This is a genomic window from Crenobacter sp. CS_VA4 (genome assembly GCF_055597485.1).
On record NZ_JBVMAE010000001.1, the window covers coordinates 133627 to 150377 of the forward strand.

Sequence of the window (16751 nt, forward strand, 5' to 3'; positions counted from 1 at the left end):
TCCACAGAAACCGCCAGCCGCCGGTTTTATCCACAAGCACCGCTCTTGCCCCCACCACTCCCGCTTTTCCAAACCCGACAGCACCACCAACGCAGCCAAGAGCCACCCATCCCCCATCGACGCCGCCGAGGACGGCGCGGCCAACGGGGGGTGTCGGCGAGCACTGTCCGAGTGCCGGCAACGCCGGCGCGAGTTGCGCAGCCGCCCGTTGGCCGTGGCGCCCGCAGGGCAGCCCGCGACAGCGGGCCGGCGTCGTCGGGGTCGCCTTCTTTTGCCTACTTTATCTTGGCGAAGCAAAGAAAGTAGGCCGCCCCGCCGGGCGGGACCGGCGCTGCAGCAGCTCAACCCAACGTTGGCCGAAAGAACAGTATGAGCGTCGGTCCACACACTCCCCGCATCCACGAACAACGAGGACAAGCACCAACAAAAACGCCCCGCATCGCGGGGCGCTTCACATAAACAAACCCAACTCTCAGGCTTCGGCCAACAGGCAAGCCGTCTGCGTCTGCGCGCCCAGCTGCCGCAACTTCGGCACCTCCTCGGCGCACCGTCCCACCGCCTGCGGGCAGCGAGTGCGGAACACGCAGCCCGACGGCGGGTTGATCGGGCTCGGCAGGTCGCCCTGCAGGATCTGGATGGTCTTGCTCCGCTCAAGCCGCGGGTCCGGAATCGGGATCGCCGACAGCAGCGCACGGGTGTACGGGTGGCTAGGCTTCGCGTACAGCGCCTGCTTCTCGGCCAGCTCCATCTCGCGGCCCAGGTACATCACCAGGATGCGGTCGGAGATGTGCTTCACCACCGCCAGGTCGTGCGCGATGAAGATCAGCGCCAGGCCCATCTCGCGCTGCAGTTCCTTCAGCAGGTTGATGATCTGCGCCTGGATCGATACGTCGAGCGCCGACACCGGCTCGTCGCAGATGATCAGCTTGGGCTCGAGGATCAGCGCGCGGGCGATGCCGATGCGCTGGCACTGCCCGCCCGAGAACTCGTGCGGGTAACGGTTGATCATCTGCTCGCGCAGGCCGACCTTGCTCATCATCGTCTTGACCCGCTTGAGCACCTCGGCGTCGGTGAGCTCGGGGCGGTGCACCTTGAGCGGCTCACCGATGATCTGGGCGATGGTCATGCGCGGGTTCAAGGACGCCAGCGGGTCCTGGAAGATCATCTGGATGTCGCGGCGGACGTGCAGCCAGTCGCGCTCGGAGCCTTTGCGCAGGTCCTTGCCCATCCAGACGATCTCGCCGTCGGTGGCCGGGATCAGGTTGAGGATGGAGCGCGCCAGCGTCGACTTGCCGCAGCCGGACTCGCCGACCACGCCGAGCGTCTCGCCGGGGTAGAGGTCGAAACTGACCCCGTCGACGGCCTTCAGCTTCTTCTTCGGCGTCCAGGGCCAGTCTTTGCCGCCCTTGACCTGGAAATGCACCTTGGCGTTACGGACCGACAGCAGCGGTTGTTGGGCGTGATCAGGCATGGGCCACCTCGCGGATGTCGATCAGTTCATGGGCAGACTTGTGGCAAGCGCGCAGCACCCGGCCGTCGTGGGTGCTCGGCAGCAGCGCCGGCAGGTCGGTGCTGCAGCGGGCGCTGGCGTGACCGCAGCGCTCCGAGAACGGGCAGCCCTTCGGCATCTGCGCCATGTTCGGCGGGTTGCCGGGGATGCTCACGAGCTCGCTGCCGTCGTGGTCGAGGCGCGGCAAGGCGCCCAACAGGCCGATCGTGTACGGGTGGCTAGGCTGGTAGAACAGGCTGTCGGCGACGCCCTGCTCCATCACGCGGCCACCGTACATCACCATCACCCGCTCGCACAGGCCGGCGACCACGCCGAGGTCGTGGGTGATCATCACGATCGCGGTGCCGAAGTCGCGCTGCAGGTCCTTCAACAGCTGCAGGATCTGCGCCTGCACGGTGACGTCGAGCGCGGTGGTCGGCTCGTCGGCGATCAGCACTTCCGGTTCGCACAGCAAGGCCATCGCGATCATCACGCGCTGGCGCATGCCGCCCGAGAACTCGTGCGGGTACATGTCGATGCGCCGCGCCGCTTCCGGGATGCGCACCGCTTCGAGCAATTCGATCGCGCGCTTCTTCGCCGCGCGGCGGGTCATATTCTTGTGCAGCTGCAGCACCTCGGTCATCTGCCGCTCGACCGTCAGGTACGGATTCAGCGAGGTCATCGGGTCCTGGAAGATCATCGACAGCCGGTCGCCGCGGATGCGGTTGAGCTCGCGCGGGCTCATCGTCAGCAGGTTCTGGCCCTTGTAGAGCGCCTCGCCGCTGGTGCGGCCGTTCTTGGCCAACAGGCCCATCATCGCCAGCACGGTCTGGCTCTTGCCGGAGCCGGACTCGCCGACGATGCCGAGCGTCTGCCCGCGTTCCAGTTCGAAGTTCACGCCGTTCACGGCGCTGACGACACCATCGTTGGTCTGGAACTGGACCCCGAGGTTGCTTACTTTCAACAGGCTCATGGGGTTCTCCTCAACGATCCTTCGGGTCAAGCGCATCGCGCATGCCGTCGCCGATGTAGTTGGCGCAGTACAGGGTGATCGACAGCAGGCCGGCCGGGAACAGCAGGATCCACGGGGTGGACTCCATCACCCCGGTGCCGTCCTGGATCAGCACGCCCCAGCTGGTCATCGGCTCCTGCACCCCGAGGCCGAGGAAGGACAGCACCGATTCGGTCAGGATCACGCCCGGCACCGTCACGGTGGTGTAGATCACCACGATGCCGAGCAGGTTGGGCACCACGTGGCGGAAGATGATGCTGGTGGTCGACACGCCGATCGCGCGCGCCGCCTCGATGTACTCCTTGGACTTGATCGACAGCGTCTGGCCGCGCACCACGCGCGCCATGTCCATCCACGAGAACACCGTGATGGTCAGCACCACCAGGTAGAAGTCGCGGCCGAGCAGGGTGACCATCAGGATCGCGATCAGCAGGTAGGGCACCGCGTACATCATGTCGACGAAGCGCATCATCAGCGAGTCGACCCTGCCGCCGAGGAAGCCGGCGGTGGCGCCCCAGACGATGCCGAGGATCACCGAGGTCAGGGTGGCGAGGAAGCCGACCATCAGCGAGATGCGCCCGCCGATCAGGCAGCGCACCAGCAGGTCGCGGCCCAGCTCGTCGGTGCCGAACAAATGCCAGTGCTGCAGGGTCGGCGCCATGCTCATCGCGTCCCAGTCGGTGTCCTCGTAGGTGTGCGGCAGGAAGAACGGCCCGAACACACAGGCGAGCGTGATCAGGGCGAGCAGCACCAGGCTGACCACGGCGGCCTTGTTGCGCAGGAAGCGCTCGCGCGCGTCGCGCCACGGGCTGCGGCCCTCGACCGGCGCGGCGGCGAGGTTGGCCGACAGTGCGTCGGCCAGGGTGGATTGTTTGCTACGGAACATGTCGGTCGCCTCAGTAACGGATTTTCGGATCGAGCAGCGCGTAGGCGAGGTCGACCAACAGGTTGAGCAGCACGGCCACCACGGTCACCAGCACCACCAGACCCAGCACCAGGGTGTAGTCGCGGTTGGCCGCGCCGTTGACGATCAGCTTGCCGATCCCCGGCAAGGAAAACACCGACTCGGTCACCACCGCGGCGGTGATCGACGAGATCGCCAGCGGGCCGATCACCGACACCACCGGCATCAGCGCCGGCTTCAGGGCATGGCGGAACACGATGGTCGACAGCCCCAGGCCCTTGGCGCGGGCGGTGCGGATGAAGTTGCTGTTCAGTACCTCGATCAGGCTGCCGCGCATCACCCGGCCGATGGTCGAGATGTTGATGAAGGTCAACAGCGTCATCGGCAGCACCATGTAGCCGAGCCGGAAGTCGTCCCAGCCGCCGGCCGGCAGCCAGCGCAGCCAGATCGCGAACACCAGGATCAGCACCGGGCCGATCACGAACGACGGGAAGGCGCTGCCGATGTTGCCGATCAGCATCACCAGGTAGTCGACCAGGCTGTTCTGGCGCAGCGCGGCGATGATGCCGAGGGCGACGCCGAGGAAGATCGAGATCAACAGCGAGCCGCCGCCGATCGACAGCGATACCGGCAGGGCCTTGGCCACCAGGTCGTTGACGCTCCAGTCGGCGTAACGGAACGAGGCGCCCAGATCACCGTCGAGCAGGCTCTTCAGGTAGTAGAGGTATTGCTGCCACAAGGGCAGATCGAGATGGTATTTGGCCTGCAGGTTGGCCAGCACCGCGGCGGACAGCTTGCGTTCGCCGTCGAACGGGCCGCCGGGGGTGGCGTGCAGCATCAGGTAGCAGACGGTGATGACGAGCAATAGCGTCGGGATCGTCATCAGCACGCGGCGGAAAGTATAGGACCACATGGGCGTTACTCCGGTCGGCCATCGCCGTACGCCCCCCGGTGCACGCGCACCGGTAGAAACCCGCCCCCTCGTGAGGGGCGGGTGGGAACCCACGACAGGCCGACATTACGTCAAGTTCAGGCTGGCCGCCGGCAACGCCGGCGCCCGCCTCTATCTCAGTGGAGGCTTGTGGCCTCCGACCGTTACGTCCTCAAGCGCTCAGCGCTTGACGATGTACAGGTCCTTGCTGCGATAGCGGTCCATCGGGTTCTTCAACGAGTAACCGCCGACGTACGGCTTCACCAGGCGCGGCAGCGTGTATTGCAAGAGCGGCAGCATCGGGTAGTCGTCCATCACCAGCTTCGCAGCCTGGGTCAGCAGCGCCTTGCGCTTGGCCACGTCCTGGGTCTCGTTGCCCTGCTTGATCAGGTCTTCGGCCTTCTGGTTGCAGTTGCCGTTGTCGTTCTGGCTCGAACCGCACTGCACCAGCGTCAGGAAGGTGGTGGCGTCGTTGTAGTCGGCCACCCAGCCGTTGCGGGCGATCTGGTAGTCGCCGTCGTGGCGCTTCTTCAGCAGCACCTTGAATTCCAGGCTGTCCATCTGGGTGTCGAGGCCCAGCTTGGTCTTCCACTCGGAGGCGGCGAAGATCGCCATCTTCTTGTGGTATTCACTGGTGTTGTAGGTGAACTTGAGCTTGGTGCCCGGCTTCACGCCCGCCTGGGCCAGCAGCTTCTTGGCCTCCTCGACGCGCTTGGCCATCGGCCATTTCGACCACTCGTAGCTGGTCACGTCGGCGCCTTTGACGCCGCGCACGATCACGCCGTACGACGGCAGCTGGCCGTCGGCGGTGACTTTCTGCGCCAGCACGTCACGGTCGATGACCATCGTCAGCGCCTTGCGCACGCGCACGTCCTTCAGCAACGGGTCCTTGTTGTTGAACGAGTAATAGCGCAGGCCGAGCATCGGCGCGTTCTTGATCTCTTTCGGGAATTCCTGCTGGTACTTGGCGAAGCTGCCGGCCGGCAGCTGGTAGACCAGGTCGTTCTGGCCGGACTGGAACAGCTTGACGTCGGTGTTCTCGTCTTCCACCGGCAGGTAAGTGACGCGGCTCAGCTGGACGTTCTTCACGTCCCAGTATTTCGGGTTCTTCTCGATGATCAGCTTGCTGTTGACCTGCCAGTCCTTCAGCATGAACGCGCCGTTGCTGACGATCTTGCCCGGCTTGGTCCACTCCTTGCCGTACTTGTCGACCACCGCCTTGTTGACCGGGCCGAGGTTCAGGTTGGACACCAGGTCCGGCATGAAGGCGACCGGGTACGGGGTCTTCACTTCCAGCGTGTACTTGTCGAGCGCCTTCACGCCCAGTTCGGCGACCGGCTTCTTGCCTTCGGTGATCTCCTGACCGTTCAGGATGAAGATGCCGTAGGTCGCGGCGTAGGACGAGGCGGTCTTCGGATCGACGAAGCGCTGCCAGCCGTAGACGAAGTCGCCGGCCACCACCGGGTCGCCGTTCGACCACAGCGCGTTCTTGCGCAGGTGGAACACCCAGGTGGTCGGGTCTTTCTGTTCCCACTTCTCGGCCACGCCCGGCACGACCACGCCGTCGGCGTTGGTGGCGGTCAGGCCTTCGAACAGGTCACGGGTGATGTTGTTGGCGCCGACCGACTCGGCCAGCGCCGGGTCGAGGGTCTCGGTTTCCGAGGCGTTGTTGCGCACCAGTTCCTGGCGGGCGTCCAGCTGGACACCGGACGGAATCTTGGCGGCGAAGGCGCTGCCGGCGGCGAAGGCCAGGGTCAGCGAGGCGGCGAGCACGTGCAGCGTAGTCTTGTTTTGCATTTTGCGAATCTCCCTCTATGTTCTCGTCACCGGCCGGGGCGGGGTCTTCCGCCCCATAAACCAGTGCTGATTTGCATCCACTCGATTGGATACAAGTGGTAGCGCATTATGCGCAGGGGAATTTTCGCTGTTCAAGCTCCTCGGCAAGAATTGCCGCCGCGCCCTAGCAAATTTTTTTGACGGTTTTACGGTAGCTCGGGGTCGAGAAAATCATGCTTAAGCCGTTTGCCGCGATTTTCCAACCGCGAGTATGCGTCCGGGATCTCCCCCCCGTGCCGGAGCGATCGCGCCGACCGGCTCACCGCGACCGCCATCGCGAGCGGACCAGTTGCGTCAAATCCGGCCACGAAACCAAGCCTGATCGACAACATCGTCAATACCACTGCCCGCGGCTCCCGCTCTGCCGGGCGCTATCGCATCACCAAGCCGGCCCCCGGCGCCGCGCCGGCGGTCGGCGCATGGCCGCGCTGCGATCCGTCGCCTCCGACCCGCCATATCGTCTCGGTGGCGACGAGGCCAATTAACAACACCAGCCACGCCGAGATTGGGACGACCTGTGTCACGAGCCGGGGAGAGAGGACGGCAAAACGCCCGCTTCCCGCGGGCGTTTCACGATGGATCAACGGCGTTTAACGCAGTTGCCAGCCGATCAATTCACCGGCACGCAGCGGCACCAGCACTTCCTCGCCGTAGGCAAGCTCGTTGGCGACCGTCTGCGGCTCCTTGACCAGCGTAATCGTGTCGCTGTTAACCGGCAGGCGGTAGAACGCCGGGCCGTTCAGGCTGGCGAACGCCTCGAGCTTGTCGAGCGCGCCGGCCGCCTCAAACGCCTCGGCGTACAGCTCGATCGCCGCGTGCGCGGTGTACATGCCGGCGCAGCCGCAGGCCGCTTCCTTGGCACCACGGGCGTGCGGCGCGCTGTCGGTGCCGAGGAAGAATCGGTCGGAACCGGACGTGACCGCCTTCACCAGCGCCTGGCGGTGCAGCTCGCGCTTGAGGACCGGCAGGCAGTAGTGGTGCGGGCGGATGCCGCCGACGAACAGCGCGTTGCGGTTCATCAACAGGTGGTGCGCGGTCACCGTGGCGGCGACGTTGGCCGAACCGCTCGCCACGTACTCGGCGGCGTCCTTGGTGGTGATGTGCTCGAACACCACGCGCAATTCCGGCAGCCGGCGGATCAGCGGCTCGAACACCTTGTCGATGAACACCGCCTCGCGGTCGAAGATGTCGATCTCGGCGTCGGTCACCTCGCCGTGCACCAACAGCGGCAGGCCCACCTCGGCCATCGCCTCGAGCGCCGGCATCGCACGGGCTATGCTGGTGACGCCGTGGTCGGAGTTGGTGGTCGCGCCGGCCGGGTACAGCTTCACCCCGTGCACGATGCCGGATGCCTTGGCGGCACGGATTTCGCTCGCCGGGGTGTTGTCGGTCAGGTACAGCGTCATCAGCGGTTCGAAGCGCGAGCCGGCCGGACGGGCCGCGAGGATGCGCTCGCGGTAGGCGGCCGCCTGCGCCAGCGTGGTCACCGGCGGCTTCAGGTTCGGCATCACGATGGCGCGGCCCATCTGGCGACAGGTGTCGGGCAGCACCGCCGACAGCACGTGGCCGTCGCGCAGGTGCAGGTGCCAGTCGTCGGGGCGGATCAGGGTCAGTTGCACGGTATTACCTCGGTAGACAGTCAATACGTTATGTTATATCACTTGCGCCGCAGCACCATGCGGAACTTGCCCTCGGCGGTGGTGCCCGACTCGAGCAGCGCGTTGCCGGTCTGGCGGCAGAAGGCCTCGAAGTCCCGCGGCGCGCCCGGGTCGGTAGCGATCACCTCGAGTACCGTCCCGCTGTCCATGCCGGACAACGCCTTCTTCGCGCGCAGGATAGGCAGCGGGCAATTGAGCCCGGAAAGGTCGAGTCGTTGGTCGGTCTGCATGGCCGAAATACCTCTGGATGGCGGGCGGCGACGGACCGGCGGGCCAAAACGGCAGCCGACCCGGTCAATCGCGTTAGAATGGATGGTTGCCATTGTACGCCGGTGGGCCACGAAGCCCCAACCGGACCGATCTACGGGAGACGCCTTTGAAACGCCTGATCGCCGCGACCGTCCTGTCGCTGCTGGCCCTGACCGGCTACGCCAAGGACACGTTCCGAAACTCCAACTACGCCTTCGACGACGAGGCGCCCTGGCAGGAGAAAGACACCGCGCTGCCCGCGTTTCCGGCCCAGGCGGACTGGACCGGCTTCTACGTCAGCAACACCTTCACCAACCAGGCGGCAATCGACGCCAAGAGCCTGACCATCGATACCGACCGGGTGATCCGCTACGTGCTGCAGGTGAAGAGCCCGGCCGGCGTCGACAACCTCAGCGTCGAGGGGCTGCGCTGCAACGAACGGCGGCTCAAGACCTACGCCTTCGGCGATACCGTCAACAAGCGCTGGATCACCTCGCTGAAGCCCGACTGGCGGAAGATCCCCGACCAGCTGCACACCCAGCTGCGCACCATTCTGTGCGACGCCAGCGGCACGCCGAAGGACGCCGACACCGCCGTCGCCCTGCTGCGCGCGGCGCCGAAACAGTAAGCACACCCTTCATGACAGACCGTTGAAGCTCGGCGACAATGCCGCTTTTGCCCCACGCCCCACCATCATGTCGACCCGTCTGACCGGTTCCCTGCAGGTGCTCGCCTCGGCCGCCGCCTTCGGCAGCATGGCGATCCTGGCCCGCTACGCCTACGCCGACGGCGTCAGCGCCGGCACGCTGCTGTTCCTGCGCTTCTTCCTGGCCGGCGCCCTGCTGCTGCCCTGGCTGCTCTGGCAGCGCCAGCCGTGGCCGCGCGGCCGCACCCTCGTCGCGCTGCTACTGATGGGCGGGATCGGCTATACCGCGAGCTCGCTGTGCTACTTCAACGCGCTGCACTTCGCCTCGGCCGGCACGGTGGCGCTGCTGTTCTACCTGTACCCGGCGGTGGTGCTGTTGCTGTCGACGCTGTGGCTGAAGGAGACGCTCACCCGTCGGCGCCTGGTCGCGCTGCTGCTGGCGCTCGCCGGCCTCGCGATCACCGTCGGCCAGGACCTGTCGACCCAGCCGCTCGGTCTGGTGCTCGGCCTCGCCACCGCACTGGTCTATTCGCTGTACATCCTAGCCGGCAGCCGCTTCGCCAGCAACGGCCCGCCACTGCCCAACGCCGCGGTGGTGATCCTCGCCGCCGCCGCCAGCAACGGCGCGCTGGTCGCGGGCGAGGGCTTTCACGGCCCGGCGAGCTGGCACGGCTGGGCGGCCATACTGGGGATGGCGCTATTGTGCACCGTGGTCGCGCTGGCGCTGTTCCTCGCCGGCCTCGGCAAGATCGGCGCTGCGCGCGCCGCGGTGCTGTCGACGCTGGAGCCGTTGGTGACGCTGACGCTGGCCTGGCCGTTGCTCGGCGAGGCGCTGTCGGCGAGCCAGCTCGCCGGCGGCGCGCTGATCCTGCTCGCGGTGTTGCTGATCAGCCGCGAGGCCGACCCGCAGCGCACCGCGCTGACCGACCTGCGCGATTGCTGACCCGTCCCGGAACGAATCCCACCGCTGTCGCCACAAGGAGATGGACCGATGCCGCACCTCACCGTCGAATACTGCACCGAGCTCGCCGACGATTTCGCGCCGCGCGCGCTGCTCAAGGCGCTCAACCGCACGCTGATCGCCAGCGGCCTGTTCAGCGTCACCGACATCAAGAGCCGCGCGATCGCGCTCGACACCGTGCTGGTCGGCGATGGCGCCCCCGACCGCTTCGTGCATATCGAGGTGGCGCTGCTGTCGGGCCGGACGCTCGAGGTACGCCGGCAGCTGGCCGAGGCGCTGCTGGCCAGCGCCGAGGCCGAACTCGACGAGACCGCACAACGGCCGCTGCAGGTATCGGTGGAAGTGAGGGAGTTGGACAAGGACAGCTACGCCAAGCGCGTGCTGTGACCCCAGCCGCGCCCGCCGACTCGGCCAACGTTGGCCGAAAAGAAAAGGCCCGCTTCGGCGGGCCTTGTTCATGCGACAACGACGTCAATGCACCGGGCAGGCCGGACCGGGGTAACCGGGCAGAGCGGCCGCCGCCGGCGCGCAGGCTGCGCCACGCGCCGCGTCGAGCGTGGCGGACAGCGAGCCACGCTCGACGGCGCGCCAGCCGAGTTTCTCGCCCAGGTACTGCGCCCAGGCAAACTCGATGAAGTACACCTGGCCGTCCTTGCGGAACAGGCCGGCGTTCTCGGCGTAGCCGGCCAGCGAGCGGTACGGGTAATCGGGCAAGGCGGCGATCGAGGCCGGCAGCGTCGCCGGGGCGATCGCCTTGCCGTGTTCGTCCTTCAGCCATGCCCAGTGGCGTGCCTGCATCGTCGGCCAGAAGTCGGCGGCATCGGCGAGCCGTCCCTCGACCACCGCCGGCGCATGACGCACTCCGTTGTCCCACAGCGCGCGGCTCAGGTGGTGGCGGTCGACCAGGTAGAGGCCGCCGTCCGGACCGATCACCAGCGGGATGCGCTTCTTGATCAGGTAGCGCTGGAACTCGTCGGCCGAGTCCTTCTTGGCCCGCTTGGCCAGCTTGGTGCGCTCGTCGGCGACCTGTAGCAGGCCGACGCCGGGCTGGGTCGGGCGCAACTGCTCCAGTTCCACCATGCAGCGGCTGCCGACCGCGCTGTCCGGCGTGCACGCCGGCAAGTCTTCGGCCAACGCAAGGTTGGCCGAAAGCCCAAGCAGCAGCGCCAGCGCGACGCGGATCACGCCTCGACCTTCCAGTGGCCGGACTTGCCGCCTTCTTTCTCCAGCAGGCGCACGCCGCCGATTTCCATGCCACGGTCGACTGCCTTGCACATATCGTAGATGGTCAAGAGGCCGACGTTGACCGCGGTCAGCGCTTCCATCTCCACCCCGGTCTTGCCGACCGTCTCGGCGGTCACCTCGATGCGCACCGCGTGGGCGGCCTCGAGCAGCTCAAGCTCCACCGCCACCCGGGTCAGCGCGATCGGGTGACACAGCGGGATCAAGTCGGCGGTGCGCTTGCTCGCCATGATCGCGGCGAGCCGCGCGATGCCGAGCACATCGCCCTTCTTGTGGCCACCGGCCTGCACCAGCGCGAAGGTGGCCGGCAGCATGCGGATATAGCCTTCGGCCACCGCGCGGCGCGCGGTTTCCGCCTTGGCGCCGACGTCGACCATATGGGCCTGGCCGGTGGCGTCGAAATGGGTCAGTTCGGGCATCGGGAATTCCTTACAGCAAGAAGCGCCGGGCGACCCAAAACAGCGCCACCAGGCCGACGAAATAGCTCGACCAGCGGATCGCCAGCCGGGCTCGGTACAGATAATCGCGGTTGCGGGTCAGCATATAGCAGGTCATCGCCCAGCCGACGATCAGAATCACCGCCAATAACCACATCCGCAGCAGCCAGAACATGTTAGAGCACCTTTGGGGCCGCCAAGGCGGCTGCGATCTGTTCCATAAGGCGCTCTACTTCACCTCGGGCAGGCGGTGGAAGCTCGACGGGGCGTCGGCCGGGTCGGTGAAGCTGACGTATTCCCAGGCGTCCGGCGTGGCAATCAGTTGGCGCAGCAGCTTGTTGTTCATCGCGTGGCCGGACTTGTGGCCGGAGAACGCGCCGATCAGCGGGTGGCCGATCACGTACAGGTCGCCGATCGCGTCGAGAATCTTGTGGCGCACGAACTCGTCCGGGAAGCGCAGCCCTTCGGGGTTGAGCACGTACTCGTCGTCGATCACGATCGCGTTGTCGAGGCTGCCGCCCAGGCCCAGCCCGTGGCTGTGCATGTACTCGACCTCGTGCATGAAGCCGAAGGTACGAGCGCGGCTGATTTCCTCGATATAGGAATGGTTGGCGAAGTCGATCTCGACCGTCTGCGGCGCCTGGTTAAACGCCGGGTGGTTGAACTCGATCGACAGCGTCACCTTGAAACCGTTGTGCGGCGCGAGCCGCACCCACTTGTCGCCTTCGACGACTTCGACCGGCTTCAGGATGCGGATGAAGCGCTTGGGCACCGCCTGGTCGACGATGCCGGCGCTTTGCAGCAGATAGATGAACGGCGCGGCAGAGCCATCCATGATCGGAATCTCTGCCGCCATCACTTCGATCAACAGGTTGTCGATACCCAGCCCGGCAATCGCGGACATCAGGTGCTCGATCGTGCCGACACGCACGCCGGTATCGGTTACCAGCGTCGAGGAGAGACGCGTGTCGTTCACGAGCGAAGGCTGCACTTTCACATCGACCGGCTCGGGCAGGTCGGTTCGGCGGAAAGTGATGCCCGCATCAGGGTCGGCCGGCTTCATCACGAGCAATACCCGCTCGCCGGAATGAAGACCTACGCCGGTGGCACTGATCGGCTGGGATAGCGTGCGCTGCAGAATCATGGTGTTCGCGACTGGCAATAAGACGGATACGCTGATATTAACACAGCACAATCCGGCAATTTATTGATTGCCGCAAGCCATCTAATAGCGCATAGCTATCAATCTGCCTGCTTGCGCAGGAACGCCGGAATATCGTACGACTCGCTCACCTCCGGGTTGGAAAAGTCGGTCGACAGCGGCGCCGAACGACGGCCGCTCTGGCGCATCACCGCCGGCACATCCAGGTCGTTGTAGTCGATCACTTCGACCGGACGGTCGTCGGTGCCGGTCTTGACGATCTTGATGTAGTCCGGACGCTCGTCGCGCTGCGGCTTCTTCGCGCCCAGGCCGGTGGCGATCAGCGTCACGCGGATCGCGTCTTCGGCCATGTCTTCCACTTCGGCGGTACCGAACTTGATCTGCGCGTCGTCGTCGGCATACTGACGCACGATGCCCATGATCTCGCGGTATTCGCTCATCTTCAGGCAGCCCGGCGCGGTCGAGATGTTCACCAGCACGCCGCGCGCGCCGTCGAGGGTGATGCTGTCGAGCAGCGGGCTGGCCACCGCCTGTTCGGCGGCGACGCGGGCACGGTCAATGCCCTCGGCGTGCGAGGAGCCCATCATCGCCAGGCCCATCTCGCTCATCACGGTGCGCACGTCGGCGAAGTCGACGTTGATCAGGCCCGGGCAGGTGATCACTTCGGCGATGCCGGCCACGGCGCCGCGCAGCACGTCGTCGGCGGCGCGGAACGCCTCACGCATGGTGATGTCGTCGCCGAGCACTTCCATCAGCTTGTCGTTCGGGATCACGATCAGCGAGTCGACGTGTTTCTTCAGGTCCTCGATGCCGGCCTGCGCCACGTTCTGGCGCTTGCCTTCGTGCTGGAACGGCCGGGTCACCACACCGACGGTGAGGATGCCCAGTTCCTTGGCGACTTCGGCAACAACGGGCGCAGCCCCTGTACCCGTACCACCGCCCATGCCGGCGGTAATGAACACCATATTGGCGCCGCGCAGCGCGTCGGCGATCCGCTCACGGTCTTCCAGCGCGGCGTTGCGGCCGACTTCCGGATTGGCGCCGGCACCGAGGCCACGGGTCAGCGTGGTGCCCAGCTGCAGGCGGATCGAGGCGCGGTTGCGCTTGAGCGACTGCGCGTCGGTGTTGGCGCAGATGAACTCGACGCCGCGCAGCGTGCCTTCGATCATATTGTCGATCGCGTTGCAGCCGCCGCCGCCGACGCCGATCACCTTGATGACAGCCTCTTGGGCGGTCTCCTGCATTACTTCGAATACCATGCTCATCTTCACTCTCCTCGTTCGAACTGAGCTTTCACATCCGAGCCCCGTTACCCGAAATTCACCGACGGCTCAGAAATTGCCGGCAAACCATGCTTTCATCTTGGAGAACAGCGAACCGATGCTGCCCCCCTCCAATTTCGGACCCACCTGGATCTGCGTCTGGTCCTTGCCGTACAGCAAGAGGCCGACACCGGTCGAGAAGCGCGGGTTCTTCACCACTTCCGACAGGCCGCCGACGTACTTCGGCACGCCGATCCGCACCGGCAGGTGGAACACCTCTTCGGCCAGCTCGACCATGCCCGGCATCAGCGCGGCGCCGCCGGTCAGCACGACGCCCGACGACAGCAGCTCCTCGAAGCCGGAGCGGCGCAGCTCGAGCTGCACCAGCTGGAACAGTTCTTCGACGCGCGGCTCGATCACCTCGGCCAGCGTCACACGCGACATCTGGCGCGGACCGCGCTCGCCGACGCCCGGCACCTCGATCATCTGGCCCGGCTCGGTCAAGCTGACCAGCGCCACGCCGTGATGAATCTTGATGTCCTCGGCCTCCTTGGTCGGGGTGCGCAGCGCCATCGCGATATCGCTGGTGATCTGGTCACCGGCGATCGGGATCACCGCGGTGTGGCGGATCGCGCCGTTGGTGTACACCGCGATGTCGGTGGTGCCGCCGCCGATGTCGATCAGGCAGACGCCCAGATCCTTCTCGTCCTCGGACAGCACCGACATCGCCGACGCCATCGGCTGCAGCACCAGGTCGGCCGCCTCCAGGCCGCAACGGCGCACGCACTTGCCGACGTTCTGCGCCGCCGACACCGCGCCGGTGACGATGTGCACCCGGGTCTCCAGCCGCACGCCGCTCATGCCGAGCGGCTCGCGCACGCCTTCCTGACCGTCGATGCTGTATTCCTGGGTCAGGATGTGCAGCACCTGGTGATCCGGCGGGATGGTCACCGCGCGGGCAGTCTCGATCACCCGGTCGATGTCCATCTGGGTGACCTCACGGTCCTTGATCGCCACCATGCCGTGCGAGTTCACGCTCTTGATGTGGCTGCCGGCGATGCCGGTAAACACCTCGTGAATCTTGCAGTCGGCCATCAGCTCGGCCTCTTCCAGCGCACGCTGGATCGCCTGCACGGTGGACTCGATATTGACCACCATGCCGCGCTTCAGGCCGCGCGACGGGGTCTGGCCCATGCCGACGATGTTGATCTGGCCTTCTTCCAGCACCTCGGCGACGATCGCTACGATCTTCGAGGTGCCGATGTCCAGCCCCACCAACATGTTCTTGCTTTCCTTCGGTTTGCTCACCTGTCGCTCCAACACTTAAGGCTTTGTCTTGTGCGCCGGGGTGCCCTTGTAATCCGGCATCCGCACGGCGAATCCATTGGGGTAGCGCATGTCTACGTACTCAATCTTGTAAGGCAGCGCTGCCAGGTTTCCCTTCCAGTACTCGGCGAAGCGGCGCGCCCGCGCCTCCACGTCGTTGCGGCCCAATTCGAGCCGGATCTCATTCGACAGGTCGACGCGCCAGGCACCGCGCGCCGACATTTCCAGCCGCAGCGCGCTCAGCCCCGAGCGCGCGAGCGCTTGCTGGAACTTCGGCAGCGATGCGGCCAGCGTCTTCTCGCTGCCGGCCGGCCCGGCCAGCACCGGCAGGTTCTGGTCGCTCGCCGCGTCGAACCAGTCGCCATTGGTATCGATCAGCCCGTTCTCGCCCCAGCGGGCCAGCGCCACGTGCTCTTCCACCGTGATAAACAACGCATCCGGCCAGCGGCGACGCACCTGGGCATCGCGCACCCACGGCAGTTTCTGGAACGCCGCCCGGGTCTTGTCGATGTCGAGCGTAAAGAACGTGCCGGCCAACTCGTGCTCGGCGATGTACTTCAACTGCACCGGCGTCACCCTCTTCAGCGCGCCCTGCATGTAGATCGCGCGCACCGGAAACAGCGACGAGTGCACCAGCCAGAAGCCGCCGGCGTACAACAGCATCGCCAGCGCCGCCAGCAGCATCGCATTCGCCAGGCTACGCAGCGCCTGGTGGTTATCCCACATGGGCCGTTCCGAGAATCTTCACGCACAGATCCTCGTAGCTCAGCCCCTCTACCCGCGCCGCCATCGGCACCAGGCTGTGGCTGGTCATGCCCGGCGAGGTGTTGATCTCCAGCAGGTACGGCGTGCCGTCGTCACCCATCAGGAAATCCACCCGCCCCCAGCCGCGCCCGCCCAGCACCCTAAAACCGGTCAGCGCCAGCTCGCGCATCCGCGCCTCGGCCGCGTCCGTAAGGCCGCTCGGGCAGTGGTACACCGTGTCGTCACGGAAATACTTGGCCTGGTAGTCGTAGAATTCGGTCGCCGGCTCGATCTTGATCGTCGGCAGCGCCACGTCGCCCAGCACCGCGCAGGTGTACTCGCCACCGCCGACGAACTGCTCGGCGATCACCAGCGGGTCGTATTTCTTCGCTTCCTCGTACGCCGCGCGCAATTCGCCCGGCGTCTTCACCTTGGTCACGCCGATGCTCGAGCCCTCGGAAGCCGGCTTGACGAACAGCGGCAGGCCGAGTTCGGCTTCCACCGCGGCGAAGTCCTTCGCGTCGTCGAGCATCACGAAGGCCGGGATCGGCAGGCCGGCGCCCTGCCACAGCAGCTTGGTGCGCCACTTGTCCATGCCGATCGCCGACGCCATCACGCCGCAGCCGGTGTACGGGATGCCGAGCGTCTCGAGCGCACCCTGCAGCGTGCCGTCCTCGCCGAACGGGCCGTGCAGCGCGATGAACACCCGGTCGAAGCCCTCGCTCTTCAGGTGCGCCAGCGGCTTGTCCGCCGGGTCGAAGGCGTGCGCGTCGACGCCCTGCGACAACAGCGCCGCCAGCACGCCGCTGCCGCTCATCAACGACACTTCGCGCTCTGCCGAGCTGCCGCCCATCATCACTGCCACTTTGCCAAACTGCTGCATGCTCTCGTC

General features: G+C 66.0%; 18 protein-coding genes. 3 read left to right on the forward strand and 15 right to left on the reverse strand.

The window, feature by feature from the left end:
• Window positions 1–472: 472 nt before the first annotated feature.
• The 7 genes from oppF to ACZ2IA_RS00695 form a co-directional block, all read right to left on the reverse strand.
• Window positions 473–1471, reverse strand: a complete 999-nt coding sequence (oppF, locus tag ACZ2IA_RS00665) for a murein tripeptide/oligopeptide ABC transporter ATP binding protein OppF (RefSeq protein ID WP_470290625.1) — start codon at window positions 1469–1471, stop codon at window positions 473–475.
• The gene (locus ACZ2IA_RS00670) at window positions 1464–2462 is read right to left on the reverse strand and encodes an oligopeptide/dipeptide ABC transporter ATP-binding protein (RefSeq protein WP_470290626.1); all 999 of its coding nucleotides are present in this window, start codon (window positions 2460–2462) and stop codon (window positions 1464–1466) included. Before ACZ2IA_RS00670 ends, oppF begins: the two co-directional genes overlap by 8 nt.
• A 10-nt stretch (window positions 2463–2472) precedes the next feature.
• Entirely contained in the window at window positions 2473–3387 is a 915-nt protein-coding gene (locus ACZ2IA_RS00675) for an ABC transporter permease subunit (RefSeq protein ID WP_470290627.1), read from the reverse strand.
• 10 nt (window positions 3388–3397) lie between these two features.
• The gene (oppB, locus tag ACZ2IA_RS00680) at window positions 3398–4318 is read right to left on the reverse strand and encodes an oligopeptide ABC transporter permease OppB (RefSeq protein ID WP_470290628.1); all 921 of its coding nucleotides are present in this window, start codon (window positions 4316–4318) and stop codon (window positions 3398–3400) included.
• Between the two features lie 198 nt (window positions 4319–4516).
• A complete protein-coding gene (locus tag ACZ2IA_RS00685) occupies window positions 4517–6133 on the reverse strand; it encodes a peptide ABC transporter substrate-binding protein (RefSeq protein WP_470290629.1) in 1617 nt (538 codons plus the stop codon).
• Between the two features lie 629 nt (window positions 6134–6762).
• On the reverse strand, window positions 6763–7791 hold the full coding sequence (gene pyrC, locus ACZ2IA_RS00690; protein WP_470290630.1) for a dihydroorotase: 1029 nt from the start codon (window positions 7789–7791) through the stop codon (window positions 6763–6765).
• A gap of 38 nt (window positions 7792–7829) precedes the next feature.
• Window positions 7830–8060, reverse strand: coding sequence for a sulfurtransferase TusA family protein (locus ACZ2IA_RS00695; RefSeq protein ID WP_470290631.1), 231 nt, complete (start codon window positions 8058–8060; stop codon window positions 7830–7832).
• 146 nt (window positions 8061–8206) lie between these two features.
• Between ACZ2IA_RS00695 and ACZ2IA_RS00700 the strand changes: the two genes are divergently transcribed.
• The 3 genes from ACZ2IA_RS00700 to ACZ2IA_RS00710 all read left to right on the forward strand — a co-directional run bounded on the left by ACZ2IA_RS00700 (window position 8207) and on the right by ACZ2IA_RS00710 (window position 10073).
• Window positions 8207–8707: a CNP1-like family protein gene (locus tag ACZ2IA_RS00700; RefSeq protein ID WP_470290632.1), complete on the forward strand. Its 501-nt coding sequence runs from the start codon at window positions 8207–8209 to the stop codon at window positions 8705–8707.
• Window positions 8708–8774: 67 nt separating this feature from the next.
• On the forward strand, window positions 8775–9668 hold the full coding sequence (locus tag ACZ2IA_RS00705) for a DMT family transporter (protein WP_470290633.1): 894 nt from the start codon (window positions 8775–8777) through the stop codon (window positions 9666–9668).
• Window positions 9669–9716: 48 nt separating this feature from the next.
• On the forward strand, window positions 9717–10073 hold the full coding sequence (locus tag ACZ2IA_RS00710; protein WP_470290634.1) for a 5-carboxymethyl-2-hydroxymuconate Delta-isomerase: 357 nt from the start codon (window positions 9717–9719) through the stop codon (window positions 10071–10073).
• 84 nt (window positions 10074–10157) lie between these two features.
• On the opposite strand, the gene ACZ2IA_RS00715 is transcribed toward ACZ2IA_RS00710, so the two are convergent.
• From ACZ2IA_RS00715 to ACZ2IA_RS00750, 8 genes are all read right to left on the reverse strand, one after another.
• Window positions 10158–10871 carry a ParB-like protein gene (locus ACZ2IA_RS00715; protein ID WP_470290635.1) on the reverse strand — a complete coding sequence of 238 codons (714 nt, stop codon included), beginning with the start codon at window positions 10869–10871 and terminating at the stop codon, window positions 10158–10160.
• On the reverse strand, window positions 10868–11347 hold the full coding sequence (moaC, locus tag ACZ2IA_RS00720; protein ID WP_470290636.1) for a cyclic pyranopterin monophosphate synthase MoaC: 480 nt from the start codon (window positions 11345–11347) through the stop codon (window positions 10868–10870). Before moaC ends, ACZ2IA_RS00715 begins: the two co-directional genes overlap by 4 nt.
• Before the next feature lie 10 nt (window positions 11348–11357).
• Window positions 11358–11540, reverse strand: coding sequence for a hypothetical protein (locus ACZ2IA_RS00725; protein WP_470290637.1), 183 nt, complete (start codon window positions 11538–11540; stop codon window positions 11358–11360).
• Window positions 11541–11594: 54 nt separating this feature from the next.
• Window positions 11595–12506, reverse strand: coding sequence for a UDP-3-O-acyl-N-acetylglucosamine deacetylase (lpxC, locus tag ACZ2IA_RS00730; protein ID WP_470290836.1), 912 nt, complete (start codon window positions 12504–12506; stop codon window positions 11595–11597).
• A 101-nt stretch (window positions 12507–12607) separates the two neighbouring features.
• Window positions 12608–13792 carry a cell division protein FtsZ gene (gene ftsZ / locus ACZ2IA_RS00735; RefSeq protein ID WP_470290638.1) on the reverse strand — a complete coding sequence of 395 codons (1185 nt, stop codon included), beginning with the start codon at window positions 13790–13792 and terminating at the stop codon, window positions 12608–12610.
• Between the two features lie 66 nt (window positions 13793–13858).
• Window positions 13859–15097 (reverse strand): cell division protein FtsA, encoded by a 1239-nt coding sequence (gene ftsA, locus ACZ2IA_RS00740; protein ID WP_470290639.1) that lies wholly within the window; start codon window positions 15095–15097, stop codon window positions 13859–13861.
• A gap of 15 nt (window positions 15098–15112) precedes the next feature.
• On the reverse strand, window positions 15113–15841 hold the full coding sequence (locus ACZ2IA_RS00745) for a cell division protein FtsQ/DivIB (RefSeq protein ID WP_470290640.1): 729 nt from the start codon (window positions 15839–15841) through the stop codon (window positions 15113–15115).
• Window positions 15831–16742, reverse strand: coding sequence for a D-alanine--D-alanine ligase (locus ACZ2IA_RS00750; RefSeq protein ID WP_470290641.1), 912 nt, complete (start codon window positions 16740–16742; stop codon window positions 15831–15833). The genes ACZ2IA_RS00745 and ACZ2IA_RS00750 overlap by 11 nt, the downstream gene beginning before the upstream one ends.
• Between the last annotated feature and the right edge of the window lie 9 nt (window positions 16743–16751).

Bases quoted from the DNA above. Each gene is read 5' to 3' on its own strand.
- oppF (WP_470290625.1), bottom strand. From the start codon at position 1,471: ATGCCTGATCACGCCCAACAACCGCTGCTGTCGGTCCGTAACGCCAAG.
- ACZ2IA_RS00745 (WP_470290640.1), bottom strand. From the start codon at position 15,841: ATGTGGGATAACCACCAGGCGCTGCGTAGCCTGGCGAATGCGATGCTG.
- moaC (WP_470290636.1), bottom strand. From the start codon at position 11,347: ATGCCCGAACTGACCCATTTCGACGCCACCGGCCAGGCCCATATGGTC.
- ACZ2IA_RS00670 (WP_470290626.1), bottom strand. From the start codon at position 2,462: ATGAGCCTGTTGAAAGTAAGCAACCTCGGGGTCCAGTTCCAGACCAAC.
- ACZ2IA_RS00710 (WP_470290634.1), top strand. From the start codon at position 9,717: ATGCCGCACCTCACCGTCGAATACTGCACCGAGCTCGCCGACGATTTC.
- ACZ2IA_RS00685 (WP_470290629.1), bottom strand. From the start codon at position 6,133: ATGCAAAACAAGACTACGCTGCACGTGCTCGCCGCCTCGCTGACCCTG.
- ftsZ (WP_470290638.1), bottom strand. From the start codon at position 13,792: ATGAGCATGGTATTCGAAGTAATGCAGGAGACCGCCCAAGAGGCTGTC.
- ACZ2IA_RS00750 (WP_470290641.1), bottom strand. From the start codon at position 16,742: ATGCAGCAGTTTGGCAAAGTGGCAGTGATGATGGGCGGCAGCTCGGCA.
- oppB (WP_470290628.1), bottom strand. From the start codon at position 4,318: ATGTGGTCCTATACTTTCCGCCGCGTGCTGATGACGATCCCGACGCTA.
- ACZ2IA_RS00705 (WP_470290633.1), top strand. From the start codon at position 8,775: ATGTCGACCCGTCTGACCGGTTCCCTGCAGGTGCTCGCCTCGGCCGCC.
- ACZ2IA_RS00695 (WP_470290631.1), bottom strand. From the start codon at position 8,060: ATGCAGACCGACCAACGACTCGACCTTTCCGGGCTCAATTGCCCGCTG.
- ACZ2IA_RS00725 (WP_470290637.1), bottom strand. From the start codon at position 11,540: ATGTTCTGGCTGCTGCGGATGTGGTTATTGGCGGTGATTCTGATCGTC.
- ACZ2IA_RS00675 (WP_470290627.1), bottom strand. From the start codon at position 3,387: ATGTTCCGTAGCAAACAATCCACCCTGGCCGACGCACTGTCGGCCAAC.